Source organism: Paenibacillus sp. SAFN-117 (assembly GCF_051966115.1).
GTDB classification, from domain to species: domain Bacteria; phylum Bacillota; class Bacilli; order Paenibacillales; family NBRC-103111; genus Paenibacillus_L; species Paenibacillus_L residui.
In genome coordinates this window covers 66943-93435 of the sequence record NZ_JBQCLK010000025.1, presented here as the reverse complement: position 1 = coordinate 93435, position 26493 = coordinate 66943, and the positions used below count along the sequence as shown (strand labels likewise).

Annotated in this window: 21 protein-coding genes; 5 read left to right on the top strand and 16 right to left on the bottom strand. The window is 50.6% G+C overall.

Translation table 11 applies throughout. From position 1 onward, the window contains the following. Positions 1–141: 141 nt before the first annotated feature. Positions 142–1602, top strand: a complete 1461-nt coding sequence (locus ACTHRH_RS16840) for a serine hydrolase domain-containing protein (protein WP_440416665.1) — start codon at positions 142–144, stop codon at positions 1600–1602. 429 nt (positions 1603–2031) lie between these two features. Here ACTHRH_RS16840 and ACTHRH_RS16835 read toward each other — a convergent pair whose 3' ends face one another. Genes ACTHRH_RS16835 through ACTHRH_RS16825 form a run of 3 tightly spaced genes read right to left on the bottom strand, consistent with a single transcriptional unit; the run spans position 2032 to position 4311 of the window. After that, on the bottom strand, positions 2032–2700 hold the full coding sequence (locus ACTHRH_RS16835) for a GNAT family N-acetyltransferase (protein ID WP_440416663.1): 669 nt from the start codon (positions 2698–2700) through the stop codon (positions 2032–2034). Positions 2701–2716: 16 nt separating this feature from the next. Further along, entirely contained in the window at positions 2717–3391 is a 675-nt protein-coding gene (locus ACTHRH_RS16830) for a GNAT family N-acetyltransferase (RefSeq protein ID WP_144939229.1), read from the bottom strand. A gap of 59 nt (positions 3392–3450) precedes the next feature. Then, complete coding sequence (locus tag ACTHRH_RS16825) at positions 3451–4311, bottom strand: carbon-nitrogen hydrolase family protein (protein ID WP_440416661.1); 861 nt, start codon at positions 4309–4311, stop codon at positions 3451–3453. A 446-nt stretch (positions 4312–4757) separates the two neighbouring features. Here ACTHRH_RS16825 and ACTHRH_RS16820 point away from each other — a divergent pair, with 446 nt between their 5' ends. Next, complete coding sequence (locus tag ACTHRH_RS16820; RefSeq protein ID WP_440416659.1) at positions 4758–5153, top strand: winged helix-turn-helix transcriptional regulator; 396 nt, start codon at positions 4758–4760, stop codon at positions 5151–5153. A 92-nt stretch (positions 5154–5245) separates the two neighbouring features. Here ACTHRH_RS16820 and ACTHRH_RS16815 read toward each other — a convergent pair whose 3' ends face one another. The 9 genes from ACTHRH_RS16815 to ACTHRH_RS16775 all read right to left on the bottom strand — a co-directional run bounded on the left by ACTHRH_RS16815 (position 5246) and on the right by ACTHRH_RS16775 (position 16953). Continuing rightward, the gene (locus tag ACTHRH_RS16815) at positions 5246–6457 is read right to left on the bottom strand and encodes an MFS transporter (RefSeq protein WP_440416668.1); all 1212 of its coding nucleotides are present in this window, start codon (positions 6455–6457) and stop codon (positions 5246–5248) included. A 169-nt stretch (positions 6458–6626) separates the two neighbouring features. Then, positions 6627–7742 (bottom strand): response regulator transcription factor, encoded by a 1116-nt coding sequence (locus ACTHRH_RS16810; RefSeq protein ID WP_440416657.1) that lies wholly within the window; start codon positions 7740–7742, stop codon positions 6627–6629. Positions 7743–7760: 18 nt separating this feature from the next. Continuing rightward, positions 7761–9545 carry a cache domain-containing sensor histidine kinase gene (locus ACTHRH_RS16805; protein WP_440416655.1) on the bottom strand — a complete coding sequence of 595 codons (1785 nt, stop codon included), beginning with the start codon at positions 9543–9545 and terminating at the stop codon, positions 7761–7763. A gap of 37 nt (positions 9546–9582) precedes the next feature. Continuing rightward, complete coding sequence (locus tag ACTHRH_RS16800; protein ID WP_440416653.1) at positions 9583–10893, bottom strand: Gfo/Idh/MocA family oxidoreductase; 1311 nt, start codon at positions 10891–10893, stop codon at positions 9583–9585. Between the two features lie 41 nt (positions 10894–10934). Next, positions 10935–11828, bottom strand: coding sequence for a carbohydrate ABC transporter permease (locus ACTHRH_RS16795; protein ID WP_144939272.1), 894 nt, complete (start codon positions 11826–11828; stop codon positions 10935–10937). 22 nt (positions 11829–11850) lie between these two features. Then, on the bottom strand, positions 11851–12765 hold the full coding sequence (locus ACTHRH_RS16790; protein WP_260982149.1) for an ABC transporter permease: 915 nt from the start codon (positions 12763–12765) through the stop codon (positions 11851–11853). A 17-nt stretch (positions 12766–12782) separates the two neighbouring features. After that, positions 12783–14444, bottom strand: a complete 1662-nt coding sequence (locus ACTHRH_RS16785; protein WP_440416651.1) for an extracellular solute-binding protein — start codon at positions 14442–14444, stop codon at positions 12783–12785. Positions 14445–15106: 662 nt separating this feature from the next. After that, positions 15107–15790, bottom strand: a complete 684-nt coding sequence (locus ACTHRH_RS16780) for a class I SAM-dependent methyltransferase (RefSeq protein WP_440416649.1) — start codon at positions 15788–15790, stop codon at positions 15107–15109. Positions 15791–15996: 206 nt separating this feature from the next. Continuing rightward, positions 15997–16953 carry a DNA-3-methyladenine glycosylase family protein gene (locus ACTHRH_RS16775; RefSeq protein WP_440416647.1) on the bottom strand — a complete coding sequence of 319 codons (957 nt, stop codon included), beginning with the start codon at positions 16951–16953 and terminating at the stop codon, positions 15997–15999. Between the two features lie 926 nt (positions 16954–17879). Between ACTHRH_RS16775 and ACTHRH_RS16770 the strand changes: the two genes are divergently transcribed. The 3 genes from ACTHRH_RS16770 (at position 17880) to ACTHRH_RS16760 (ending at position 20820) form a co-directional block, all read left to right on the top strand. Further along, a complete protein-coding gene (locus ACTHRH_RS16770; protein ID WP_144941853.1) occupies positions 17880–18329 on the top strand; it encodes a DUF1641 domain-containing protein in 450 nt (149 codons plus the stop codon). 17 nt (positions 18330–18346) lie between these two features. Continuing rightward, positions 18347–19525, top strand: coding sequence for an NAD(P)/FAD-dependent oxidoreductase (locus ACTHRH_RS16765; RefSeq protein ID WP_379287103.1), 1179 nt, complete (start codon positions 18347–18349; stop codon positions 19523–19525). Positions 19526–19668: 143 nt separating this feature from the next. Continuing rightward, complete coding sequence (locus ACTHRH_RS16760; RefSeq protein WP_440416645.1) at positions 19669–20820, top strand: amidohydrolase family protein; 1152 nt, start codon at positions 19669–19671, stop codon at positions 20818–20820. A 33-nt stretch (positions 20821–20853) separates the two neighbouring features. Here ACTHRH_RS16760 and fumC read toward each other — a convergent pair whose 3' ends face one another. From fumC to ACTHRH_RS16740, 4 genes are all read right to left on the bottom strand, one after another. After that, entirely contained in the window at positions 20854–22248 is a 1395-nt protein-coding gene (fumC, locus tag ACTHRH_RS16755) for a class II fumarate hydratase (protein ID WP_440416643.1), read from the bottom strand. 124 nt (positions 22249–22372) lie between these two features. Further along, entirely contained in the window at positions 22373–22972 is a 600-nt protein-coding gene (locus tag ACTHRH_RS16750; RefSeq protein ID WP_440416641.1) for a hypothetical protein, read from the bottom strand. 185 nt (positions 22973–23157) lie between these two features. Beyond that, positions 23158–24342 (bottom strand): coenzyme F420-0:L-glutamate ligase, encoded by a 1185-nt coding sequence (locus ACTHRH_RS16745; RefSeq protein ID WP_379287095.1) that lies wholly within the window; start codon positions 24340–24342, stop codon positions 23158–23160. Between the two features lie 991 nt (positions 24343–25333). After that, the gene (locus tag ACTHRH_RS16740) at positions 25334–26089 is read right to left on the bottom strand and encodes a DUF4241 domain-containing protein (protein WP_440416639.1); all 756 of its coding nucleotides are present in this window, start codon (positions 26087–26089) and stop codon (positions 25334–25336) included. Between the last annotated feature and the right edge of the window lie 404 nt (positions 26090–26493).

Sequence of the window (26493 nt, the reverse complement as noted above, 5' to 3'; positions counted from 1 at the left end):
GAAGATTTAGACGGAATCCTGCAAAGTACCTCAAGGAAACAGAAAATAAGTATTGTATGTTAATTGGTCAGTCGTAGTTTTTTTTAAGTTAACCGGAGTTCGAATTCTTGATTGGTGAATATAAAGGAGGGTGTTTATCCAATGCGTGAAAAGAAACCACTGCCGACAGCCACTCCAGAGCAAGTAGGAATTCCGTCATCCGCCATCCTTCAATTTCTTGACAGATTAGAGAATAAAAAATTATGTATGCACAGCTTTATCGTCCTGCGTTTTGGCAAAATAGCTGCGGAAGGATATTGGAGTCCTTTTCATGCTCATAAGAAGCATCGGATGTACTCCTGCACCAAAAGCTTCGTCTCCATAGCCATCGGCTTAATGGAAGAGGAGGGACTGCTTTCTCTCGGGGATCAAGTGATTCGCTTTTTTCCGGAGAAGCTTCCAGAGGAAGGGGTTCATCCTTATATAGCTCAAATGACGATTCGCGACCTGTTGATGATGGCTTCTGCACATGAAAAAACAACCTACAAGCAAATTAAGGATGATGACTGGGTGAGGACGTTCTTTCAGGCTGCGCCGTCGCATCTCCCCGGGACAATGTTCTTTTACGATACATCAGCAACCGTTACCCTTACCGCGATTGTGGAGAAATTAAGCGGAATGTCTTTGCTTGACTATTTGCGTCCGCGATTGCTGGATCCTATCGGTTTCTCGGAGGATGCGTACTGTCTCCAGACGCCACTGGGAGTTTCCCATGGGGGCTCGGCTCTGATCTGCACGTCTAGAGACCTGGCCAAGTTTGCATTGGTCTGCATGAATAAGGGCCGATTTAATGGGGAGCAGTTGATTCCGGAGGAATATATACTGGCAGCAACCTCCCGTCAGATCGATACAACACATACGCTGGACACATTCTATGAGGCTCAGCAGGGATACGGGTATCAGTTCTGGAGGACGAGTCATGGCGGCTTCGCTCTTCGCGGTATGGGGGGGCAGTTGGCTATATGTTTGCCGGAGGATGACTTACTGGTAGTGACAACGGCAGACCTTCAGCCCAATCCGGATGGAACACAGATCGTGTTCGACGCTCTGTGGGATACCATCTACAGTAGTCTTGCCGCCCATTCGCTGCCCGATGATGAGGAGGCCTACAACGAACTGCTGGATCGGACAAGCCAGCTTTCCATTATGCTTCCTGACGGGAGCTCTCACTCATCCAAGGCGGCTGAAATAAACGGGAACGGTTACCGCCTGGCAGATAACCCCATGGGAATCTCTCAAATTCATTTTGAGTTTAACGGCGATGAGGGGGCTTTATATTTTGAAAATAGCAGGGGGACTCACAGACTGGGGTTTGGATTGGGGAAGACCGTTTCGCAGAAGTTCCCTCTATACGGTTATGACAGTCTGTCTGCAGCAGCCTGGGTAGATTCCAATTCCTTGCTGATTTATTCCTACATCATTGATGACTATTTCGGAACAGTGAGAACTAAAGTTTATTTCGGAGCAGATACCGTGACTATCGTTATGCGAAAATATGCGGAAGGCTTCTTGGATGAATATTCCGGCATTGCAAGTGGAGAAAGAGTATCAGGAGCCGGTTAGAGGGCGAAACGGAACTATTCTTGCGAAAATAAGCCGAGCTCCTACCGAGCTCGGCTATTGTTAATATATAAGAAAGTATACCTGTTCTTACCACATTAGAAAGTTATAAGTTCATTAAAGCATTAAAATGGAACAAACTTTCTAATTGGCATAAAAAGCTACCTCTAATACCGGGTTATTCATCTTCGAGATGCTCCGTTAGGAGCTTTTTTTACCACATAGGAATCTTTAAATTCTTTACAGCGTTAATACGATGAAAATATAGATTCCTATTGGCATAAAAAGCTTCCTCTAATACCGGGTTATTCATCTTCGAGATGCTCCGTTAGGAGCTTTTTTTATATTTCATCGGTAAACGCGCTTGTTCTAAGGACGGCGATAGCCGTTTATCCTTGTTTTCTGAGATAATGCTGCTTCAGTCCGGCAGCCCTAGAAAGGCAGCAGAGCGACCGTTTCCTTCGCCCGGAGGTCTTCGATCATGTCCAGCCAGGCCTTGGGCTTATTGGACAGAACGGTGTAATAGCGGGTCAGGAAATTCACGATCAGGTCTGCGGGCAGCTCATTCTGGTCTGCCATCGGCAGGAAGCACAGGTCGAGGCCCTCTACCGCTTCACCGTCGTTGTTCCACGAAGGGTGAACATAGGGGAAGTCCAGGCGTTGATAGCCCAAGTGGGACAGCACCTCGCGGCGGACATACGGGTCCATGGCCTTAATGCCTCCGAACTCATAATGCTCTACGCGGTAAGGGTCATAAATCTCCGCGAACATCCCGGACAACTGATTTCCCTTACTTGCTGCCCAGGATTGCAAATCCTCCAGCCTCTTCCGGGCTAGGAAAGGGCCGATTCCCAGTCCCGCCGCCCCGATAATCGTAAAATCGGTCATGGCCACGTTGAAATCCTCGTAATAACGATATTCGGTAGCCCCCACGACCTTGCCGTCATGGACAGCCACAAAGACACGGATTCCCGGGTCTTCCAGAGGCTCTTTCCACAAGTCGAAATCAAGTACTTCCTCGGGCGGGAACACGTTCTGCATCAGTTGATGCATCTGCCGGAACAGAGGATCTTCAATACCGGTAATTCTGCGATAATCCATCGTTTCATTCTCCTTCTTATCCTTTTCCTGTGCGGAAAGGGTTCTTCCATTCCATCAATGCTCCATAGTTACAGGATTCTTCATCCTCCAGGTAATCGGCCACTACCTTGACGGGAGTGCGGCCGCACCGAAGCAGGAAGGTGATGACAGGGTCCTTGCATTCCCCCCGGATCACTGCCTGCAAATACTGCTCCGCCGTCCATTCCTTCGCCTTGTGATGATAGCCGGGCATCCTTCCTCCGCCTAGAAGCCGTTCCAGGCCCAGATGAACGACAACCTCGTACATGGACTGCATCAGCCATTTTCCCAGGCCAAGCTGGCGATAGGAGGGCCGGACGCTGATATCTACGACATAAAGAGTATTCCCGTCGGGGTTATGATTGCGGATATAGCCGTTGTCGGTCATCTCCGCCCAGGTATGGTCCGCGGAATGGCCGTCATCATCCACCAGCAGGCCGGTCATCGAGCCCGCGATTTCGCCGTCGACTTCAATGCACAGAGCCCCTTCCGGAAATAACTTGACATGGTTCTGCAGCTGCTCCTCGTTCCACCATAATTCCGACGGGAAGGGAGGAGGGAACGTTTCCTGCTGGATGCTGATTAATCCGGGAAAATCCTTCTCCTCATAGTTCCGGATCACTGCCGGGACAGGCCGGTTCCCGTTAAAGACGTAGATTTCCTTGCGATACATAGCCATCCCTCCTCAACCGAAATAATAGTCCGCCTGCGCTGATCGACCGGCAAGCCCGGCTATTCCTTCCAATCGGGATACAGATCGGTTCTCCGGTCGCGCCAGGTCGTGACCGATCCGCTTGCCCGCACCTGATACAGCAGCTCCAAATCGAGATCGGCCGTTACGAGCATATCCTGATTGATTTCTCCCTCCGCCAGAATTCCTTGGGGAGGGAAGGGGATGTCATTAGGCGTAATAATCGCCGCCTGCCCGAAATTGGCCCGCATGAAATCCACGGTGGGCAGAGAGCCGACCGTTCCGGCGACGACGACGTACACCTGATTTTCAATCGTTCGGGCATGGCTGGTGTAACGGACCCGGTGGAAGCCGTGACGGTCATCCGTGCAGGACGGGCAGAAAATAACGTCGGCCCCCTTCGCCTTAACCATCCGGACGATTTCCGGAAATTCAATATCGTAGCAGGTTAATATGGCGATAGTCCCTTTATCGGTTTCGAATACCCACAGCCCCTCGCCGGGAGTCATGTTCCATTCCTTCTCTTCCGTTGGGGTCATATGGAGCTTCGGCTGCTCCGCCACAGTCCCGTCGGGATAGAACAGGAAGGCGGTATTGTATAAGCGGTTTTCCCTGCGGATGACATGCGTCCCCCCGATGATGTGCACATTCATCTGCTTGGCCAGAGAAGTGAACAAATTCAGGTACCGATCCGTAAAATCCGGCAAATCTTCAATCGATAAAGCGCGGCCCTGATCATCACCGATGGACATTAATTGCGTCGTGAAATATTCGGGAAACAGAATGAATTCGGCGTCATATTCCGCCGCTGTTCTGACATAATGCTCCGCCTGCCGGGCAAATTCCTCGAAGGAGCTGATCGTATGCAGGTGATATTGAACCGACGACACTCTTAATTTCATAGCGGGTGCCTCCTTTGGGATAGGATATTGATTTCTATTTGACTTCTAAAGATTTCTTTTAGGAAAGGTGCCTAGTTGGGGGCATAGGTACAAAGGATTCCATATATTTCTAGTATATATACTGCAGCTTGGCGGCATGGAGACTGGTGGATTTCATCCATGGAAAGGTTGGTTTGGCTCCTCCATGCGAAAAATTTAGCTGACAGGAAACCTGCCCATTCAAGGGAACATCCTCATTGTGCTAAAAATATGTCTTTATGGCAAGTACCTACCGAAAGGTGACTAAGTTACCCGGAAGTAACTATGCTTGGTGACCCGGGGCAGAGGAATAACAGGAGCGGGATTCGGGTATCAAAATGAGGCTTGTCAGCCATCCTTCCTCCATTAAACAGTAGGATTCACCCATAAGAATATAGTATGATAAAAAACAAGAGGAGGCGGGCGCTGTGGAATTGAAAGACCGGATCAAGCTCAAGGAAATCAATTGCGATAAAGAATTGACCCTGGCCGTCATCGGTGGCAAATGGAAGCTGATTATTCTGTGGCATCTCGGCCTGGAGGGCACCAAGCGTTTCGGCGAATTGAAGAAATTGATTCCGAATATTACGCAGAAGATGCTGACCAACCAGCTTCGGGAGCTGGAAGAGGACCAATTGGTCATAAGACGGGTCTATCCGGAAGTGCCGCCTAGAGTGGAATATTCCCTGACCGAGTACGGCGAAAGCTTGATGCCGGTCCTGCGGATGATGTATGACTGGGGCAGAAGCTACCGCCGGAACGTGATTCGGAAAGATTCCGATTCCGATTCTGCTGCCTTCGTTGAAGATGGGATGGAAAAATAACTCCCCTGCGCGTGAATATAGCGGGCAGGGGGTTTTTGTATTTGGGGGAAGCTGGCTTCGTCGGGACTTTAACTTTAGCGACATCAAATGACTTATTGCCCCACTTCCGCTCTTTGCGGACGGTCCCGATTCTTGCTGTCGGATGGAAGCAGAAGCCCTAGGATGCCGAAAAGGGGCAGAAAAGAGCTGCAGAGGATTACCAGCGTCAGGTCGGTCAGATCGATCAGCCCGCCGATCGCCACCGCTCCGATGGCCCCCATGCCGAACGCCAGACCGGTAATGAGACCGGAGACGGTTCCAACCTGCCCGGGCACCAGCTCCTGTACGTAGACTACGGTTACAGAGAAGCTGCTGTGATTAACGAGCCCGAGAATAAACAGCAGCGGGTAAGCCCATAGTTCATTCGCATAGGGCAGCAGGATGGCAAAAGGAGACGCACCCAGCAGGGAGAGCAGAATGACTCTCTTTCGGCCAATGCGGTCGGACAGAGGCCCGCCGAGGAACGTTCCGGCAATGCCTGCGCCTACATATACAAAAATATACCACTGCGCCTCGGGGATCGATATCCGGAACTTTTCCATCAGATAAAAGACGAAATAATTGGAAAGGCCCGCCCCGTACCAGGATCGCAAGAAGACGATCAGGATAATAATACCGACGGCCAGCCTTACATGTTTCCAGTGGCCCTTGTCCGTATGCTGGTTCACTTTGCTTTCGATTTTCCGGCCGGAATCGGACAGATAGCCCCGGTACCATCCGGCCAGCTTTAGTTGAATAACAACTCCAATAGCGGCGACCAGAGTAAACCAGAGTGCTCCCAACTGCCCGAACGGATAGAAAATCAATGCCGTCATGACAGGCGCCAGAGCGCTGCCGGTGTTTCCTCCTACTTGAAAAATGGACTGCGCCAAGCCTCTTCGGTTTCCGGCGGCCAAATAGGCAATTCGGGCCCCCTCCGGGTGAAACATGGCCGAGGCGGCCCCAACCAAAATCACCGATCCGAGAACCGCTAAATATCCCGGGGAAACAGCAAGACAGAGCATGCCCAACAAGGCAATAGCCATTCCTATAGGGAGCAGGAGGGGCGAGGGCCGTCTATCCGAGTACATTCCGACCACCGGCTGCATGACGGAAGAGGAAAAATACAGGATGAACGTGATCACGCCGAGCTGGGTATAGGATAACCCCAGTGTATCCCGCAATATCGGATAAGAGGCCGGGATGACGGCTTGAAGCGAGTCGTTGATTAGATGGACCAAGCTGACGGCCAATAATATGGGGTAGAGAGTCTCCTTCTTGTTCATTGTCGGCTCAGACAAGATTGTCACAACCGTCCTTGAGGGAATGGATGGCTCGTTCGCACAGTAGTTCGGTTATCCTTAAATGACGCCGTACCGTCGCTCGATTGATTTTGGACATTGGTTCCAGGCTCCCTTCCCACGAAGATCCTCAGGCTGTACTGACTTCAGGCGATCAATCATAACATAGCTCTTCTTCATCGGCGATTTCGACCATTCGCCTGTATTCCTTGGGCGTTATGCCGTAATATTCCTTAAACAGCTTGGAGAAGTGCTCGCTGTTTTCATAACCTACCTTGTTGGCCACCTCATACACTTTCACATTATGATCCAGCAGCAGCATCTTCGCTTTCTTCATCCGCACATTAACGAGATACTTCCACATAGTTAAGCCGGTGCTCCGCTTGAACATTGCCGTCAGGTAGGAACGGCTGATGGGAATCAGATCGGCCAGCTTCTCCAAATTCAACTTATCGGCATAGTGCGTATCGATATATTGTTTGATGCGGCGAATGATTTTTTCGTTCTCGCTGGTTTGCCCTTTTCTCATCCTATCCAGAAAATAAAGAATGCTTCCTTCCATCTGCATAACGGCATTCAGCCGGAAATATTCTCTCAACTTTTCACGGGGAAGCACGGCATAATCCATATCCCATTCGCGCATGGGAGCCATATTCTCACCAATAGGCGGCCGTTTCAACGCTGCGGCAACCAACTCGATCCATGCGGTGGATAGAGCTTTTAATAAACAGTAGTCTCCTTCAATCCATCCTTCCATCAGATTCAAAGTATCCACCACAAGCAGGGGATATTTATCCGCACGGTTGGTCAGGATGTAATCCGTCCAGCGCTGCAGCATGTCCTGGTACTGATCGTTCTTCTGCAGCAGAAGATGGGAGACTTCATCCATTCTTGTTTTGTCAAGAGTGACCGCCGCATGCTCCAATGCTTGCTGCAAAGCAGCCCTGTCGATAGGCTTCAAAATATAATCGGAGACATTTAATTGGATCGCTTGCCGGGCGTAAGCAAATTCATTATAGCTGGACACGACAATGCTTAGCATCCGTGGATGAGTCTGCCTGATGCGTTGGATTAGTTCCAATCCGTCCATAACGGGCATGCGTATATCCGCAATACAGATGTCCGCGTGATGGGTTTCCAGCCACTCCAAAGCTTCCATACCATTGCCCGCAAACCCGGATACGACGAACGGTCCCCCGAATTGCCCGATCTTCGAGGCAATCCCCGTACGGATGTATGGTTCATCATCCACGACTAAAATTCGTAACATCGTGCTCCCACCCCCGGTCTATAAATTCATAGGCAAGCAAAAGCGCACTTCGGCGCCTCCGCTGTCGCTGTTTCTTATCCGGAGGCCGGCCTTGTGCGATGTATATTGCGTCGTTAATCGGTAATGGATATTGAGCAGCCCGATGCGCTGGAAATCGGAATAATGCGAGTTTTGCCGGTGCAGTTTATCGTTCAGTTCCCTGATCTTGTCCTCGGAAAATCCCGTTCCGTTATCGGCAAAACAAACCTCTATCCACTGTTCTTCGATTTTTCGAATGGCGACGGACAAATGAAGGGCTCCGCCGGACGTTTCGAAGCCGTGCTTTACGGCATTTTCCGCAAGCGGCTGCAGAATCACTTTGGGACAAACCGCCTTCCAACACGTCTCTTCCACGGATAGGTCGTATGTAAATTTATCTCCGTAACGGGTTTGAATAATATGCAAATACCTTTGCAAATGTTCGACCTCATCCCGGATCGTCGCTTTCGTATCTTTATAATTGGCCGTATAGCGGAACAGGTTGGCCAGGTCTACGGTCATCTGCTCAATATCTGCCGCATGGATTTGGGAAGCCATAGAGTTAATGATCTCCAGCGTGTTATACAGAAAATGGGAATCGATCTGCGATTGCAGCGAGAACAGAACGGCCTGCTGTTCGGCTACCTTGGATTCGGCCAGCCGTTTGATGTGCTCTTGTAAATCCTCCAGCATCTGATTGTACGAATTGGCCAGAGCCGAAATTTCATCCTGCCCCTCCACTTCTGCCGGAACATGAAGATGACCGCGCCCCGTGCGTTTTATAAGCCGCTTTAATTTGCTTAACCGTCTTGTAATAGAGGAGGAAACCATAACAATGAAAATGGCCGATACAACCAAGCAAGCGGCCGTAATCCCAAACACGGCATTCCGGATGGTATAAATGCTCTTGGCAATATCTTCATACGGAATGAGGATAACCGATTTCCAATCGGTGCCGGCTATGTTTTCGTAAATGGCGATCTCATTCGAATCGTCCCATACAAAAGCCCCGCCTGCCGACTTATCCATCTCCTGCATCATGGAAGCCTCTAATGGCGAAAGAAAGCGCTCCTTATGCGGATGGGCCACAATAATCCCTTCCGCATTGACAAGGAAGCCGACCCCGTTGTTGCCCGGATTCATTTCCTTCAATATGCTTTCCAGGAGTGTAGGCTGGATATCGATTTTCAAATAAGTAGACCCGTCGAAGCCAAATTTCTTCACCAGAGTGATGACCTGCAGCGATACGGGCCTAAGCATCACGTCCACGTAATTACGGCTCGTTTCCACCCTATAGGCCGTCCGGCCTGCAGGCGAAATCTGCTCCAGCCAGGCTTCCTCGCTCATACTGTAATCCAGCTTCAGCCCGTATACCGGTGAATAATGCGATTCATTGCCATTGGTGTTGTACAAGGTAAGGGATAATAGCTCGGGATGCGTCCGCGCGAAAGGCTGGATATAATCATTGACGATCATGGAGTATGGAACGACGGACTCCGCCTTGCGCGGGCCGGTCAAGCTGGCCCAGGACAGAAGCTCCTGACTGGAGCTCAGCGTAAACATGAATTGTTCGATTTCTCCCAAATAACGTTCCAGATTCAAGTTGGCCTGTTTGAGAATAAGCCGGCTTAACTGTATGGAATCCTTCTCGATAGCCATCGCGACATACCGGTTGACAAAGAAACCGATGACAACCAGATTGAACATAACAATGACGAGAAAAATAGAGATCAACTTCCACTTTAGAGATGACTTCCATCGGTTGATTATGTTTTTGGCCGGCAAATGAAGTCCCACCTGTTCCTAATGTTCATCCGGAGGTTTATTTGTCAGCGGCCGGTGTCTTCAGCACTTCGAAGATTAAGGTCCGGAGAGGCTGATCACTGTTATTTTCCAACCCGTGCTTCCACCAAGGCTTGTTCAGGATGACATCCCCGGCTTTGACCTGCCGCGTCTGGCCGTTGACGGTCATTAATCCGGTCCCTTCCAGGATGATGTATACCTCTTCGTCCTCCCGGTGGCCGTGATAGCCGATGGAAGCCCCCGGCGGGATTTCTCCGTAGCCGAGGAACATGATCGGCGTATCGAAATCTTCACGGGAATACAGCCTCTTCCCCCGGGTCATCCCCTTCCCGTGATGGCTGACCGATGGGGGACCGAATTCCATATCGTAATAGTTGCGGACAATCATTGGACCATACCCCCAGCTCGCAGAAGTATCCACTGCTTGGTGCGTAGTGATGGATTCCCTGCAATAATGTGCGAGCGCCTGATTTCTCAAGTAGTCCTTGGCGCTTGTCTCCGGCTCTCTCTGCTCCTCAAGGGACTGCAGAAATTCCGTAAACGGGCCCGGAGCATGAACATCGCTAAAATCATCGATCAATGTGGTGGCTCCGTCTTTCGTCAGATGAATCTGGTTATCTATCAGCTCCAGGCAGCCTTGCTCGCCTTCGATCCGCCAATTGCCGGCCCAATCGGTATGCTTGCCCTTCGATCGGACGGAGCAGCGGAAGGTGGCCGTAATGCCTGCTTGCAGCTCCATAACGATATTCAGGCTGTGGCGGTATGTCGCGAACACTTTCCCGATCTCCCGCCCTGTCAAATAGCGGATCAGATCGAAATGATGGACGATCAAGCCTTCCAGAATAGCGGTTTTGTCCGAATGCGCCATTTCGCTGTAACGGTAGAACACTCCGTCGATCGTAAGGATGCTGCCGATTTCACCGTCCGCGATGAGCTTTCTTAACTTTCGGACAAACGGGAAAGCACGGTAGTTTTCGGCGATCATGAACGGAATATTTTCTTTCTCCGCCCTTTCCACCATCGCGATGGCATCCTCGTAGTTATCCGCAATCGGCTTTTCGCAAAAGACGGGAATTCGATGATCGAATGCGAGATGGTTGATTTCCTTGTGGATATGCGGCGGAGTGACGTTGAGCAGCACATCGGGCCGTTCCTTCTCAATCGCTTCTTGTACCGAGGTGTAGAAAGGGACACCGTCTTCTTCCACCTTGGCTCGCTTGCTTTCATCGGTATCGGCAACCGCCAACTGCAGCTCACTATATTGATTACGAAGCCTCCGGTACCATCCGGAACCGAATCCTCCAATGCCGACCAGCAATGCTTTCATCATATATCCCTCCATGTCCATTGTTTATGCAGCGTGTATGCGGATTACCCTTTGAGCGATCCGACCATGACGCCTTTAACAAAATATTTTTGTACAAACGGGTACAGTACGATCATCGGCAAGCTGGAAAGAATGATCAGCGAATACTTCAATAATTCGCTCAAGTAGAAATTTTTGCTTTCCTCATCCACATTCAGTGTGATATCGCTCGTAGTGTTCAGCAGCAATATTTCCCGCAAGTAGATCTGTAGAGGAAATTTGTTCTTGTCGGACAAATAAAGCAGCGCGTCGAAAAAACTGTTCCAATGTCCCACCGCATAGAACAGCGTAATAACGGCAATGACCGCTCCGGACAGCGGCAGGACGATGCTGAGCAAAAACCGGAAGTTGCTGCATCCGTCCATCTTGGCCGATTCCAGCAATTCGGCAGGAATATTGCTGCGGAAGAAGCTCATCATCACGACGACATTGAAGATGCTCATCGCATTCGGAATAAGCAGCGCCCAGCGGGTGTTCAGCAAGCCGAGCTCTTTCACCAGCAAATAATTGGGGATAAGCCCGCCTGAGAAAATCATGGTAAAAGCAAAGATCAGCATGATCGTTCTTCCGCCGTAAAAATCTTTGCGCGAAAGCGGATAAGCGGCAGCGATCGTCATGACCACATTGATGACCGTCCCTGCTACGGTATAAAACAGGCTGTTGGAATAGCCGATCCAGACGCCCTTGTACTCGAATACGGCTTTATATCCGGCCAGTCCGATATCCACGGGAAACAGCCAAACTCTGCCTCCCATCAGCGACTCCGGCGAACTGAACGAGGCGCTGAGTACGTACACAAGCGGATACAGGACCAACAGCAGAAGAATGCCGGCGAACAGGTAGTTGGCAATGGTGAACAGCTTATCCAGGCCCGTTTCTTTGATCAGCCGGTTTTCGATCAAGGCACATCCCCCCTTCGAGCTACCATAGGCTTGTGTCGCTTACTTTTCGGGCTATTTTGTTCACTGACACTATAAGGATCAATCCGATCAAAGATTTAAACAGACCGATGGCAGTGGCGTAAGAATAGTTGGGAATTCCCGAGATAATGCCCACTTTGTACACATAAGTGTCAATCACTTCCGAGGCTTCCAGGTTCAATTGATTCTGCAGCAGCAGCACCTTCTGGAAGCCTACGTTCATGATCTGCCCTACATCGAGAATGAGCAGGACAACGATCGTGGGCATAATTCCCGCAATGTCTATGTGCCATATGCGCTGCAATTTGCTGGCGCCATCCATAACGGCCGCTTCATGGAGATGAGGGTCAATGGCGGATAGAGCCGCCAAATAAATAATGGATCCCCAGCCAATCTGCTGCCAGATGCCGGACCAGACGTAGATGGACTTGAAATAGAGCGGCTCTCCGAGAAAATTGATCTGCTTGCCGGTAATAGCCTCGATCATCTGATTGACGATTCCCGTATGAACCGACAGTAATTGGACGACAATTCCGACCAATACGACGACCGAAATGAAATGGGGGGCATACGTTACCATTTGCACCAGCTTCTTGAACCTGCGGTTCCGTAAATAATTGAGAGATAGTGCAAGAATAATCGGTGCAGGAAATCCGACTCCCAAATTGTAAAGGCTTAGTCCGAGAGTATTCTTGAGCACAAGCACAAAATCATAGGAGCCGAAAAATCTTGCGAAATGGGAAAGTCCCGCCCACTCGCTGCCCCATATCCCTTTGGCCAGGTTGTAGTTTTTAAAAGCGATAAGCAATCCGTACATCGGCAAGTAATGAAAAACGATGACGTACACAAAGGGCAGAAAGATCAGTACGTAAAGCTGCCAATTGTCCCAAATTTGCTTGCGTCTTAACGCATTCACCCGTCCACCCCCGAGCTTCATTCCTTGTTCTTATCGTAGGTTTCCTGCAGAATGTCCACGTATTGCTTCAATCCGGCGTTGTTCAGCTCCTGAATGTATTTATCCCAATCTTTGTCGATATCGAGATTTCCCGTCACGAATTTAAGCATGAACTGGCGGACGACGCCGACGATATTTTTTTGCAAGTCTCCATATTTGGCCAAATCTTCAGGCATGAAATAGAGGAAAGGAAGCTTTTTGTCCAGCATGGAGTATGGTTTGTACAGCTCTTTAGTCGTGTTATACAGAACGACCTCGCTGTCCATTTCCGGCGTGACCTCGTAGCGGTACATCGTTTTCACGGTGCTGTAGCTGGGAACGCTCTGATTCCAGTAATAATTGCCTGGTGTCCCCGGCTGCACCAAAATCCGGAATTCGGCAGGCGTGACTCCGTCCAGACCGAATTTGCCCGGCTCGATCTTCTCCCAATGGACGCCTTCTATGCCGTAAGACGGGCTCATGCCGGTCTCGAGCATTTGGGACGAATCGTAGAAAAAGTTGATCCAGCGGATGGCCGCCTCCGGATTTTTGGCATTTTTTGTAATGACAAATTCCGCAGGAATGACGCTTTCGCCCTTATCGAAGCCGTATCGTTTCCCGTCCGGACCGGCCAGAATAGGTACGGGCACGAACTCTTTGTCCCGCCCGAGCGGGGAGTTGCTGACCGAGAATTGGGTCCATATAAGGCCGGGCGCCGCCCCCAGACGCGCTCCCTCCGGCGCTTCCGACAGAGCGGTCAGCGCTTTGCGGTCCTGGGTGAACGATTCCGGTGCGAGGAGCCCCTCCTGGATGAGCCGTCTCAAGTATTTGAGCCCTTCCTTGTAACCTTCGCTATCTCCGGTAAATACGATCTTGTCATTCTCCACCATGACATAAGTATCTCTGTCGAAGAACAGGAAGGACTGCATGATGAACGATTCGGGCTCGTTATTATCTTGAGTGGCGCCGGCAAAGGGGATTTCGTCGGCTTTGCCGTTTCCGTTCGGATCTTCGGTTTTAAACGCTTTCAATACGTTGTAGAGATCTTCCGTCGTTTCCGGCATTTGCAGGCCGAGATTGTCCAGCCACTTCTGATTGATCCATAATTTCTTCGGCATGGACGTATGGACGTTCTCCGAATACCGGGGCAGCCCATATATGTTGCCATCCGGCGCATACAGATACTTCCTTGATTCCGGAACCTGCTCCATCATTTTCTTGATGTTAGGGGCATATTGGTCAATCAAGTCGTTAAGAGGAAGGAATAAGCCTTGGCTGCCGTAGGCTACCAATTGGCTCGGGGTAAGCCCTGCGGTCATAATCACCTCCGGCAAATCGCCGCCGGCCAACGTCACCTGCAGCTTCTCGGCCAATGCCGACACCGGCACGGTTTGCCAATCGATATGAATGTTGGTCTTCTCTTCATACCATTTGGTGAACTCGTTAGTGGCGTAATCCTCCACCTTGGGATCATGCTTCGTGAACAGCTTGATCGTTATTTTCTCATCCACAATCGGAAACGTCCCCGGAGCCGAAACTTTCTTCTGGTCTGCCGCTGTTTCTCCCCCGGGAGACGGGTTCCCCGTGCAGCCGGACAATACGACCGTACCGCATAGCAGCCAAACCAGCCTTTTGGAAACGCCTTCAGAAAAAGTTCTCAAAGGTGCGCGCTCTCCTTTCCTTATTGGGATTTAAGCTTACTTCATCTTCTCAACGGCCTCCATTCTCGATGTTCTCTTCATTATGGAGGGTCGGATGGGTTCATACAACATGGTAAAATACTAAAATATATAGTGATTTTACGATGTTTTCGGGACAAGGGACGGTTCGCACGAAGGGTGATATGAATGAATATCCCCGGACTGCCCGGGGAACGGCAGGAATGAGTTGGAGTAGGCGATTTCGAAGCTCTTCCGGCCAAAGACAGGGGGGTTATCAAAGTTGATTTATGATTTTTAAGCCCGCATAGAGTTAGCTTTGGCTGCCCCAGAAGGACTTCGTTTCCACGTCAACAAAACGCACTCGTTCCGGGAACGAGTGCGTCCATATAGTCGGACCGTTGCGGCCATATTATACACGGCAGATTGTACGATAATTCGTGGAAAATGCACTCGTTCTCGTTCCCGAAACCTGCGCGTCCGTATGTACGATTAAAAGTCAGACCGTTGCGGCCATATATACGGCAGATTGTACGGTAAATCGTGCAAAAGCGACCAGGGGTCCTTCATGCTTCATTAGTTGGGACGGGGCCGTTTTATGCCAATATGCTTGCGGGACAGCTCGCCGACAACAGGAAGACTCCGTATGAAACGATAGCAGGGGATCAGCGGTCTTTTTTTCCATAGAAAACGGCGAATTCCAGGTTTTTGTACATGCAATCCACGTCGGTGAAGCCGGCTTCCTCCATCCAGCGGATTTGCTCCTCTACCGAGGCGTTGATGTCGTGCTTTCTTCTTTCCACCGAGGCGTCGATCATCTCCTGCGGAAGACCGCTTGCGCTGACGGAGGCCATCCAGCGCCTTTTATAGTAAGCATCCGTCTCGGGAGTGCTGCCTCGCGCCTGGTCGGCATTGACGAACACTCCACCATCCCGCAGCGTATGATACACGTTCGCAAACAATTTTCTTTTGCCGTCATGGGGCAGATGATGGATAGACAGCGAAGAGATGACGAAATTGTAGGATTCGGTAAACGCATAATCGCAATAATCGGCCGTAATATATTGAACATTTACCGCCTGGGAGCCGAATCTCTGGCGGGCTTTGTCCAGCATCAGCTCGCTGAGATCGATGAGGGTCAGACGGGCCTTCGGGTACTTCTGCAGCACCAGACCGGAGAACAGCCCCGTCCCTGCCCCAAGATCCAGGATGCGTGGGGAAGAATCGGCGCTTTCCACCAAGGACAAAGCCATCCCGTAGAAATCGTCAAAGCATGGAATCAAATTTCTCCTCTGCCAGTCGTAGTCTTTCGCACCGGCATCGAACAGCTTCTTTACTGACGGATCCATCGTTATTTCCTCCTTGCGTATTTGGTTGATTTCATTGTAGTCGACCGGTCCTCATTATTGAAATATATAAAAGATATCATATTTATAGGTAATAGCTATAAGATGTTCAGCCAGCGGCAGAGGCAGAGGGCCGCCCCTGGCGGGGGACACTCGGCTATGCTGTTGGAGAGCCATCCTACTGCATCCCGTATTGGAGCCGGTCCGCTTCAATAAATACTTCTCCATAAGTAGAAGGTGGCATAGGCTTCCCATCCGGCCCAGGTGGAGGCCAGCTTCCTGATTTCGTCTATGGACGGCTTGCTCGGCCTTCCCAAGAGCTCACGGATGGCGTTATGCAGCCCGACATCGGCAATAGGGAAGGCGGACGGGAAGCGGAGACATCTCATCAGGACGTAATTGGCGGTCCATGGACCGATTCCCCGAATGCTGACCAGCAGCCGCTCCGCCTCCTCGCAGCTTCCTGCCTCCAGCAGCTGCTTCTTGGTCAGTTTGCCTTCCGCCATCAGACGGGCTGTGCCGATTAAATATTCGGATTTTCTGGCGGTTAACTGCAGCCGGGTCAGATCCTCCACCTTCAGCTCTGCAATGACGGATGGAGAAGGGAAGCTCCAATACTTGACCCCGTCCCATTCGACATGCTTGCCGAACGATTCCACGAGGCGTCTCTTGAGCGTGTAGGCAAAGGCTAAATTAATCTGCTGCCCGATAATCCCCCAGCTAAGAGCTTCGAATAAATCGGGAATGCCGGCCAGGCGGAGGCCATAAAACCGCCGGACTACCTTGTTCAGCAGGGCATCGCCCGCGGCCATTTCGTAAAAAGGAGCGAGGTCCGTCTCCAAATCAAACCATTCGCGAACATATCCGGCTACCATGTCTCGGCTTGCCTTGGATGGAAGGCCCTCTTGCAAACAGGTAACAACGAGAGAGTCTCCCTGTTCTCCGCTGATTTCGACTACAGGGCCCGTACCTTCATGCGTTACCGGAATGTGACAGTATAGTTTATCATTGTGGATACGGTACATACACTCGTTGGGCGAGCGGGACAAGTAGCCTAATGTTTCGTTATAGCTAAAGGGCTGAGGGACGCTGAGCTTTATTTGCTGTGTTTCCGGTATTGCGGGTTGGGTTCTCTTCCCTCTATTGAATGGTTCCGGGCTCTCCATATACTTATTCCTCCAATTAGACAACTATATTCAGGCAATGAAGACGGAAGGATGGCGCCACGTTTCACAAGAGGGGAAACTAACTGTGAGGGACACTACCTTGAAAATCCGTCTATTTTCATTTTCTGCCGGTGCCGTGCAAACGGAGCGGCACGTCTAACTGTATTTTGTACAGGTAAATTGATGCAAATCGCGCCAAATGACTAAACTACCTTGAAAATCCGTTTATTTTACCGTCTGCAGGCATCGTTGCAAGCGGAGCGGCACGTCTAACTGTATTTTGTACAGGTAGATTCAAGCGAATGGGCGAAAATGATCAAACTAACTGGATAAACTACAGTTAAAATGGGCAACTTTGGGCGAAACGGCTGTTTTGGCGCAAACTAACTGTAGGTTTTCCAGTTAGTTTCCATATTTCTTCCGAATATAGAAATCTAACTGTATGAAATCCACTTAGTCTCGTTGACCACCGTTATGCGACGCCAACCCTCCCATACGATCGGCGCGGCATGACCCCTACTATTATAGTTGTATCACAATCCGTTTCCCGGCAGCTTTTCTATTTTTGCTGTCATATTCGTCATGATTGACTGATCAGGCAGTCGATGGTGCGGTTGTAGACGGGCAAAAGGAAGGAAAGTCAAGCTTATGCCAGCAAAAGGCATTTAGAGGGATATATTTGACAAATTGGTGTCAAAAAATGTTTTTGCAGTTTTGTCATAAAAGGATTACAATACAAGCATAGAATCCGTTAACGACTGATCCTTTTCTCAAGTTGTGAAATTTATCACAACTAATTTCCATAAGTCCCGGTCCCACCCGTCACCCAGAGGAAAGTAAGGTAAGCGTCATCACGGATTATCGCACTAACTGGCTAACGCCAAATATTATTATGGAAGATTTCAAGCAAAGGAGGCCGTTTACTCATGTCAGAAACACCAGCGCAAAATTCGGCAAACGAAACCAATTCGGCGGCTGTACGCGGAGAATTGGATGTGCTCGATCAGTTGATGAAGCCCGAGGTTCAGAAATCGCTCACGGAATTGGTGGAGCAGCTGCCTAAATTGGCGGAGATGGTCACTCTGATGACCAAAGCCTATGATGTTGCCCAATCTTTGGCTACGGACCGTGTGCTCATTGAAGATTTGAAGGGCGGATTAGGCGAGTTTGTGAAGCCTATTCAGGATAAAGCGAAGGGAATCGCATCCGCTGCCATTGAAGCGAGCGACCGTGCCCAGTCGGACTCGACGACCATTGGGCTTTTTGGACTGCTCAAGATGCTTAAAGACCCGCAAGTTCAGAAAATGTTCCGCTTTGCCCAAGCGTTCCTAGAGGTTATGGCTGAGCGCCAAAAAGGTGACACGGAAACAAAATAGAGAATGGAGGATGAACAATGGCTAAGCAAGTATTAATACTAGGCGGCGGATACGGCGGATTGCTTACGGCCCTGACTGCCAGAAAATATATGTCGGCTGAAGAAGCTTCCATTACAGTCGTCAACCGCAACGGCTCCCACCAAATCATCACCGAGCTTCATCGTCTGGCCGTTGGCGGCTTGAACGAGAAGAACGTGGCGCTGCCTCTGGAGAAGCTTCTGCGCGGCAAGAACGTTGATTTAAGAATCGACACGGTGAATAATATCGATCTGGAGCAGAAGAAGGTCTCCTTGGCCGGCGGTCTGACTCTGGACTACGATGCGCTGGTTATCGCGCTGGGCAGTGAGACGGCTTTCTTCGGCATTCCCGGCTTGCAGGAGAACAGCTTTACGCTTAAGTCGGTGGAAGATGCGAACCGGATTCGCGCGCATGTTGAAGCGTGTGTGGACGAGTACAGCAGAACGAAGAACAAAGCGGATGCAACCTTCGTTATCGGTGGAGGCGGTTTGTCCGGTATCGAGCTCATCGGCGAAATGGTGGATATGCTTCCGGATATGTGCCTCAGAAAGGGCGTCGACTTCAAAGAAATTTCGCTCTATTGCGTCGAGGCGGCTCCTTCGATCCTGCCCGGCTTCGCGCCTGAGCTCGTAGAACGCGCCAAAACCAGCCTGGAGAAGCGCGGAGTGAATATCTTGACCGGAGTGGCGGTTACAGAGGTTCAAGGCAAGAACGTCATCCTGAAGGATGGCACAACGATCGAAACGAACACGATGGTTTGGACGGGCGGAGTAACCGGAAATTCCGTTGTCGCCAACTCGGGCATCGAGGCGAACCGCGGCCGGGCTACCGTTAACGAGTTCCTGCAATCGACCTCTCATCCCGATGTGTTCCTGGCAGGGGACAGCGCGGTCGTTATGGGACCGGAAGGACGTCCTTATCCGCCAAGCGCCCAGATCGCATGGCAAATGGGTGAAACCGTCGGCTACAACCTGTTCGCTTACTTCAAAGAAGCTCCTATGAAGGACTTCCAGCCGGTCTTCTCCGGAACGCTGGCCAGCTTGGGCAGAAAAGACGCGATCGGCACGATCGGCGGCAACCAGACCCAACTGAAAGGACTTCCCGCTTCGCTGATGAAGGAAGCCAGCAACATCCGTTATTTGAGTCATATTAACGGAATTTTCTCTCTAGTATATTAATAACAACAGAAGTCCCCGATAACCGCTAGCTGTCAGAACGGGGACCGTTCACTTGCTGCTTTGCCCCTTTAGGGAGGACTGGATTATGTTCCAGAATCTGCTTAGAGGGGCTTTTTGTATGAAAATAGCGAGGAGGAAGGCCGATGTCAAAGCCTCGGATGGCTGTGATTGCTATATTAATTGTGATCTTGATTATCGGGGGAGGGGCTTTATTATGGAAGAACGGATGGAGCCCCACCGCAGAACCGGCTGCAGAACCAATTGTGGAGACGGCAGAAACTCCGCAACCGGTTCCTGAGGACACAGAGGTGGAAGCCCCTTCGGATACTCCGAAAAGCTTGGAGGATCTGCTGAAGGAGTACGGTGATATGCCTTTAATAGACGCACACAATCATGACGCTGACGGATCGAAAATCATCCAGGATAAAATCGAGATGTGGACACGGATGGGAGTGGACAGCGTTGTTCTGTTTGGAGCGGTTTCGGAGCCCCGAGCCGTTCATTCCGACGAAATGTCCTGGCAGGCCTACCGGCAAAACCCGGAGCGGATTATCCCTTTTTTCTCCGGTTTCAACCTACATGAACCCTCGAGCCTCGATGTCGTCAAGGAAAATCTGGAGAAGGGCTTCTTTGGGTTGGGCGAAATTGCGGCCGCTTCCACATATTCACCGGTTTTATCCAATGTTCCTTGGAAGGCTGAAGATCCGATGGATGGATACCTGCCGCAAATTTACGAGCTGTGTGCCCAATATCAAGCCCCTTTGCTGCTTCACATCGATCCTCCTAGCGGAATTGCTATCAAAAAACTGGAGGAGGCGGCGGAGGCCTACCCGGATACGGTCTTCATTTTTGCGCATGCCAATGCTTATAACTCTCCAGAGAATATCCGCCAGCTCTTGAGCAAGCATCCGAATATCTATGCCGATTTTTTTGCGGGTTTCACTGCCCTCAATCCGGAGAGCGCCAATACATTGGAAGACTTCGTACCGGTCATGCGGGAGTTTCCCGATCGTTTTGTACTAAGCACGGATTCCGGGTTTGGCCTGGAAAGTGAAGAAAACGCGATCGAGGCCATGTATCGGCTGATCGATGCTTTGAACGACCGGGAGCTGGCAGAGAAGATTGCCTATGACAATATGGATGCTCTCATTCGCAACCAACCGGCTACCGCAAGTCAACAGGAAGCTATCCGCAAGTATGGCGAAGAGACAGGGAAAGCTTATGATTTAACCAAGCTGACGAAAAGAGAAGCCAATCTTATTCTGATAGAAAAAGAACTGGCGAACGAGGGATAAACGGGAAAAGGTTGCTGAAAATCCTTCCCTGTTTCAGTCTTCCTCCCGCGGATGAATCATATGCTCCGGCCGCACCATGCGGTCGAATTGCTCCTCGGTCAGCAGGTTGCTGCGCAAGGCCGCTTCCTTCAGCGTGAGCCCCTCTTGGTGGGCCAGCTTGGCGATGGAAGCGGCTTTTTCATATCCGATATGAGGGTTCAAAGCGGTCACCAGCATGAGCGATCTTTCCAAATGGGCCCGGATAACATCGAGATTGGGCTCGATGCCGACGGCACAATGATCGTTGAACGAGCGCATGGCATCGGCCAGCAGGCGGGCGGATTGCAGGAAGTTATAGATAATGACCGGCTTGAACACATTCAGCTCGAAGTTCCCCTGACCGGCTGCAAATCCGATTGCCGCATCGTTGCCCATCACCTGGCAGACGACCATGGTCATCGCTTCGCTCTGGGTCGGATTGACCTTGCCGGGCATAATGGAGCTTCCGGGCTCGTTCGCCGGGATGCGAAGCTCCCCGATTCCGCTTCGCGGGCCGCTGGCCAGCCAGCGGACATCGTTGGCTATCTTCATCAGATCGGCAGCCAGCGCCTTCAAGGCGCCATGGACGTAGACGATTTCATCGTGGCTGGTCAAGGCGTGAAATTTGTTGGCTGCGGAGACGAAGCTCTTGCCCGTCAGCTTGCTGATTTCGCGGGCGACCGTCTCCCCGAATTTCGGATGGGCGTTAATTCCGGTTCCGACGGCGGTCCCGCCGATGGCCAGCTCCCTTAAGGATTCGGCGCTTGACCGGATCATCGCCATCGTCTTGTCCAGCATGCGGCACCAGCCGCTGATCTCTTGGCCGAGCGTTAACGGGGTGGCGTCTTGAAGATGGGTTCTTCCGATTTTGATAATATTCTGAAACTGATCGCTTTTGCTCTGCAAAGTAGCTTTTAACAGCTCCGCGGCCGGGAGCACCTGATCCTCAACAGCGATTAATGCGGCCATATGCATAGCGGTCGGGAATGTATCGTTGGAGCTTTGCGAACGGTTGACGTCATCGTTGGGGTGAACTCTTAGCTCGCTGCCTCCCTGTTCCAGTAGCTGGTTAGCCCGATTCGCTATCACCTCATTCACGTTCATGTTGGACTGGGTGCCGCTTCCCGTCTGCCAGACGACGAGCGGAAAATGATCATCCCATCGTCCTTCAATGATTTCCTCGGCTGCGGTGACAATCGCCTTAGTTTTGTCGGCATCCAGCTTTCCCAACTGTTCGTTGGCCAGGGCTGCGCTTTTTTTGAGAATCGCGAATGCACGGATAAGCTCGATAGGCATCTTTTCCGTGCCGATCCGGAAATTTTCGAAGCTTCGCTGCGTTTGGGCGGCCCACATCTTGTCGGCGGGGACCCGGACTTCGCCGAGCGTATCTTTTTCGATGCGATATTCCATTGCACTCTTCCTCCTTCAATACATAGCCTTCTACTAATAGAATACCCGTTTTCTCATTCCATACGCCGCTTTTTCAGAGGGATGGATTTATTTTCCCGACAATATCTATGAATGCATCCTGCAGTTAACGGGAAGTCATGAGCGTTTCCCGAGCGAAATGAGCGTATTTCGAGCTAATCAATCCGTAGGTCAAGCTGTCATCCAACCCGGTCAGCAGTTCTGCAAGGAGAGGGTAAGGCTTCCGCTCGCGGAACACAAGGTTATCGATGCCGGCGACGGTTTTCAAGCCCATTTCCCGAATGGCCCGGGCGCGGAGGGCATACAGGTCCAGATCGGGACAGCGGAAATAAGGCAGAATACATACATCCACAATGATTTGCTCCGGACGAATCCGGTACTGCTCCGCAAGCCACAAGATCGTTTCCAGCTTGGACTCGTACGGCGAAGAACGGTTGGCAGGATCATGGGGAACGAGCACAATCTGATCAAAATAAGGAAAGTGCTCACGATAGGCATGCCAATAACGTTCCTCGAGCCAGAGCGAGTTAAGCGTAATGCGCCCTCCCGTGCGAAGTTCTCCAAGGATAAGCGATGAATCATAGCTTTCCAACCAAACCGGCAGCTCGGGCTCTCGAGACAGCGGGGTCGGATCCTCTTTCAGATGGATGCAGCATTCTTCGTTTAACGGATCGGGAGGGCTTTTGTAATACGGTATGATTTTCATTCGTGACGGCGCACCTCTTGCGTAATTATGTATTTTTCGGAGCGGCTGCTGGTCAAAAGGCTTATCTGAAGAAGCCGGGTTCCGATTCCGTAAATAGAGACTCTGTTTTGCCGGTTAAGCAGACGAGTCTAAGACATCTATCAAACAACGGAAACCTGCCGGATATAAAAACAGAGCAGCCTAAGCTACTCTGTCGCGTAATTATCAAAATATCTCTGCACCAGCACAATCGGCGTTCCCTTATCGCCGCTGCCGCTAGTTAAATCACACAAGCTGCCGAGCAAATCGGTAATTTGGCGGGGGGTGGTCCCGAGCGATTCCCCTTGGCCGGCTTGGTCCTTCTCCTTGATCTTCTGCCGGATGGCGTCGACCATGGCACTGCTGTCGAGATTCCTAAGCTCGTTGTCGGCAATATATTTCAGCTTGATTTCGTTCGGCGTTCCCTGCAAGCCTTGAGTATAGCCGGGAGATACGACCGGATCCGCCAGTTCCCAAATTTTGCCTTTAGGGTCCTTGAATGCACCGTCGCCATAGACCATGACTTCTATCGTCTTGCCGCACTTCTCCCGCAGCCGCTGCTGAATTTCGTTGACGATGGAGGAGCAATCCCGGGGGAACAGCTTAAGCTTGCTGTCGGTGGCCGCATTGGAGCCGAGCAGCCCGAAATCCGGATTATAGCCGCTTCCGTTAATCGGCTGGGTCAGGAGATCGTCCAGACCGTATACATGGTCGGCGCCCGCTTTTTTCAAAATTTTCTTCGTGCGATGGCGGTCGTGAATGTTGGCCACCAGCATTTGCTTGCTGTAAGTTAACGCCGCTTTCGGGTCGTTGGCCAGGTAGATCCGGATATTATCGTTGACGGCCAACTGCTTATACATGGCGACATAGTCGATTCCGGTGAAGGGGTGAGAAACCTGATCGCCAAACAGCTCCCGGTATTTCTCTTCCGTCAGGACATCGGTATAAGGCGAAATGTCCAGATCGTCCATTTTCTCGACATCCATCAGGTGGTTGCCCATTTCATCCGAAGGATAGTTCAGGAACAGGTGAATCTTCTTGCCGCTTTGGGCAATCCCTTTAAGTATGAGCGAGAACCGGTTGCGGCTGAGTATAGGGAACAGAACGGCCAGGTCATCGCCAGGATACAGAGTCTTGATCTGATGAGCGATATCGTCCACCGTCACATAATTCCCTTGCGTTCTAGCCACCAGCGATTCGGTAATTCCGATAACATCCCGGTCATACAGCGGGAAATTCTCGGCCTGCGCGGACTGCAGGACGGAGTCCACTACAATCTGAACGAGATCGTCTCCTTCCTTCACGATCGGAGCTCGAATCCCTCTTACAATCGTACCTACTGTTCTTGCCACAAGTATGCCTCCTCTAGCCATACGCGGTTTATAAAGCAAAGTTATATCGGAGTATGGTTTGTATAAAATGAATGGGAGCCGCAAACAAAGAGTGGGTCCCTTCGTGTCTTGCTGGACCCCTGCCGCTTTGCTCCACAAATGATTATACCATTATCGAAAGCGGATGGATATCGTTTTGCTGTCCGCTGTTGGAGCGGAACGGGAAATTGGGGGAAACTTCACGGCTTGAAATATTTTATACCGGTTCCATAGGCTTTATGATGGGGCTCTGGGTCAAATATTAATCAAGGAGTACGGGGTTGGTATCGGTAGCGAATTCGGTCATGCGACGAATGAATATAAAAGAGAGCCGATTGGGACTCGACTCTCATGCAATAGCCGCTTTTGTTCCGCAGCGCACACGACTCCCGGCTCGCGGTGTTTGGTTTGGCTTCGCATGGCGGTGGTCAACCACAGGGTGGGTTGGTAAGCTTGAAATAGAGCACGAACCGTCGCGCACCTTTTGCCCCGGGCCTCTTCAAACCGGCGAATCTCCCGGCGTGCGTTGCGGTAACATGGCGGGTCGTCAACCCTGTGCTGTAAATTTTATGCCGATTGCGTGGCTGCCGATTAATTGTGAAAACCAGGATGGTACAAAAAACTGCCCGGTTCGCGGTTATAAGGAACTTCAGACACCTTATTTGGTGCAAAACGGAGCCTTTTGGCAAACTAACGAACCTGGATAAACTTATTTATAAGAACCAGGAGCAACTAAACAAATTCGGATGAAATAAGTTCGTCTAGTTTCCTTAGAATTAACAAACAGCCTATTTTGAGAGAATAAGGTTTCTCAGTTTCGTTACAACAACATATGCTGTAGAATTGTTCGACTTTACCGCCGGCACGCACCCATCATCCCGTCATTCGACTTGGCACACATAATGGGCGCCGTTTTGCTCAATACGGTCCAGGCCCCGCCCGGGTAATCGACACGACTTTTTATGTATCAGATTTAATCTTCTTCTTCCTCATCGTCATCGTCGTAAGTTAATTGAATATCGATGAACTGGACAACGATCTGGCAAATGGCTCCGGTTTCATCGTAGCCCCAATAGACAGGGTAAGCGCCATCGCCAAAACCGCTCTGAAAAATCGGCAAATGGTATTCGGTGCCGGGAATCTGCCAGTTCAGCCAATCGCCGCCCTCCCGTTGATATTGAGGGTTCTGCCGGAAGCTCTCGGCGAACAGGGCGGCAAAATAATGATCGTATAGGTTTTCACCCGGATGTTCTTCATGCCATTTCTCCTTGAAGTCGCAGAAAGCGTGATGGAGCTGCTTATCACAAATACATGCGAGACCGGCATCCACATTGAATCCGAAAAATTCGCCTTCGCCTAAGTCCGTAAGGTCTTCATGTCCGATGAGAGCCTCCTCGAACCGAACTGCAGGCGCATCCGCAAATTTCACCCGAACAGCGGCATATCGGGCACAGTCCTCTTCGTCCGGTTTTACCACACAGACTTCGGTGCGGTAGGTTCCGGCGGGCACCGTTTGGAAATAAGGCTGTTCCTGACGATTTCCGAGGTAATACAGCGGATCACGAACCAGTATCTGGCCGGTAGGAATTGAGCAGGGCCCGATGTCCATGACCGCCAGCTCTTTGCCCGCCATTTCAGGAAGAGAGAAATAGGTGTTCAAGTCTACGGGACATTCCAGTATTTCGTGTTTCTGTTTCCATTGGGACAGCCATTCTTTCGTTGGCGCCATTATTCTTCCCCTCCCGAAAGTCTCTTAAAAAGGTTTATATGTAAAACCCGCCTGCGCTAACCGTATATGGAACTACCTTGAAAATCCGTCTATTTTCATTTTGTGCTGGTGCCGTTGCAAGCGGAATGGCGCGTCTAACTGTATTTTGTACAGGTAGATTCAAGCGAATAGGCGAAAATGATCAAACTAGCTGGAAAAACTACAGTTAGAATGAGCAAGTTCGGGCGAAAAGGCTCTTTTTGCGCAAACTAGCTGTAGGTTTTCCATTTAGTATTCATATTTCTCCCGAATATAGAAATCTAACTGTATGAAATCCACTTAGAATATATGGGGGAGTCTTAAAGTTCCACTGTATTTCCATTAAGTGTAATCGCCATGAAGCAAATCCCTATTAAACGAAATCC

Coding starts and splice junctions, on each gene's coding strand:
- ACTHRH_RS16740 (WP_440416639.1), bottom strand. CDS start 26,089: ATGGCGCCAACGAAAGAATGGCTGTCCCAATGGAAACAGAAACACGAA.
- ACTHRH_RS16770 (WP_144941853.1), top strand. CDS start 17,880: ATGTCAGAAACACCAGCGCAAAATTCGGCAAACGAAACCAATTCGGCG.
- ACTHRH_RS16760 (WP_440416645.1), top strand. CDS start 19,669: ATGTCAAAGCCTCGGATGGCTGTGATTGCTATATTAATTGTGATCTTG.
- ACTHRH_RS16825 (WP_440416661.1), bottom strand. CDS start 4,311: ATGAAATTAAGAGTGTCGTCGGTTCAATATCACCTGCATACGATCAGC.
- ACTHRH_RS16775 (WP_440416647.1), bottom strand. CDS start 16,953: ATGGAGAGCCCGGAACCATTCAATAGAGGGAAGAGAACCCAACCCGCA.
- ACTHRH_RS16780 (WP_440416649.1), bottom strand. CDS start 15,790: ATGGATCCGTCAGTAAAGAAGCTGTTCGATGCCGGTGCGAAAGACTAC.
- ACTHRH_RS16810 (WP_440416657.1), bottom strand. CDS start 7,742: ATGTTACGAATTTTAGTCGTGGATGATGAACCATACATCCGTACGGGG.
- ACTHRH_RS16750 (WP_440416641.1), bottom strand. CDS start 22,972: ATGAAAATCATACCGTATTACAAAAGCCCTCCCGATCCGTTAAACGAA.
- ACTHRH_RS16800 (WP_440416653.1), bottom strand. CDS start 10,893: ATGATGAAAGCATTGCTGGTCGGCATTGGAGGATTCGGTTCCGGATGG.
- ACTHRH_RS16815 (WP_440416668.1), bottom strand. CDS start 6,457: ATGAACAAGAAGGAGACTCTCTACCCCATATTATTGGCCGTCAGCTTG.
- ACTHRH_RS16835 (WP_440416663.1), bottom strand. CDS start 2,700: ATGGATTATCGCAGAATTACCGGTATTGAAGATCCTCTGTTCCGGCAG.
- ACTHRH_RS16765 (WP_379287103.1), top strand. CDS start 18,347: ATGGCTAAGCAAGTATTAATACTAGGCGGCGGATACGGCGGATTGCTT.
- ACTHRH_RS16830 (WP_144939229.1), bottom strand. CDS start 3,391: ATGTATCGCAAGGAAATCTACGTCTTTAACGGGAACCGGCCTGTCCCG.
- ACTHRH_RS16840 (WP_440416665.1), top strand. CDS start 142: ATGCGTGAAAAGAAACCACTGCCGACAGCCACTCCAGAGCAAGTAGGA.
- fumC (WP_440416643.1), bottom strand. CDS start 22,248: ATGGAATATCGCATCGAAAAAGATACGCTCGGCGAAGTCCGGGTCCCC.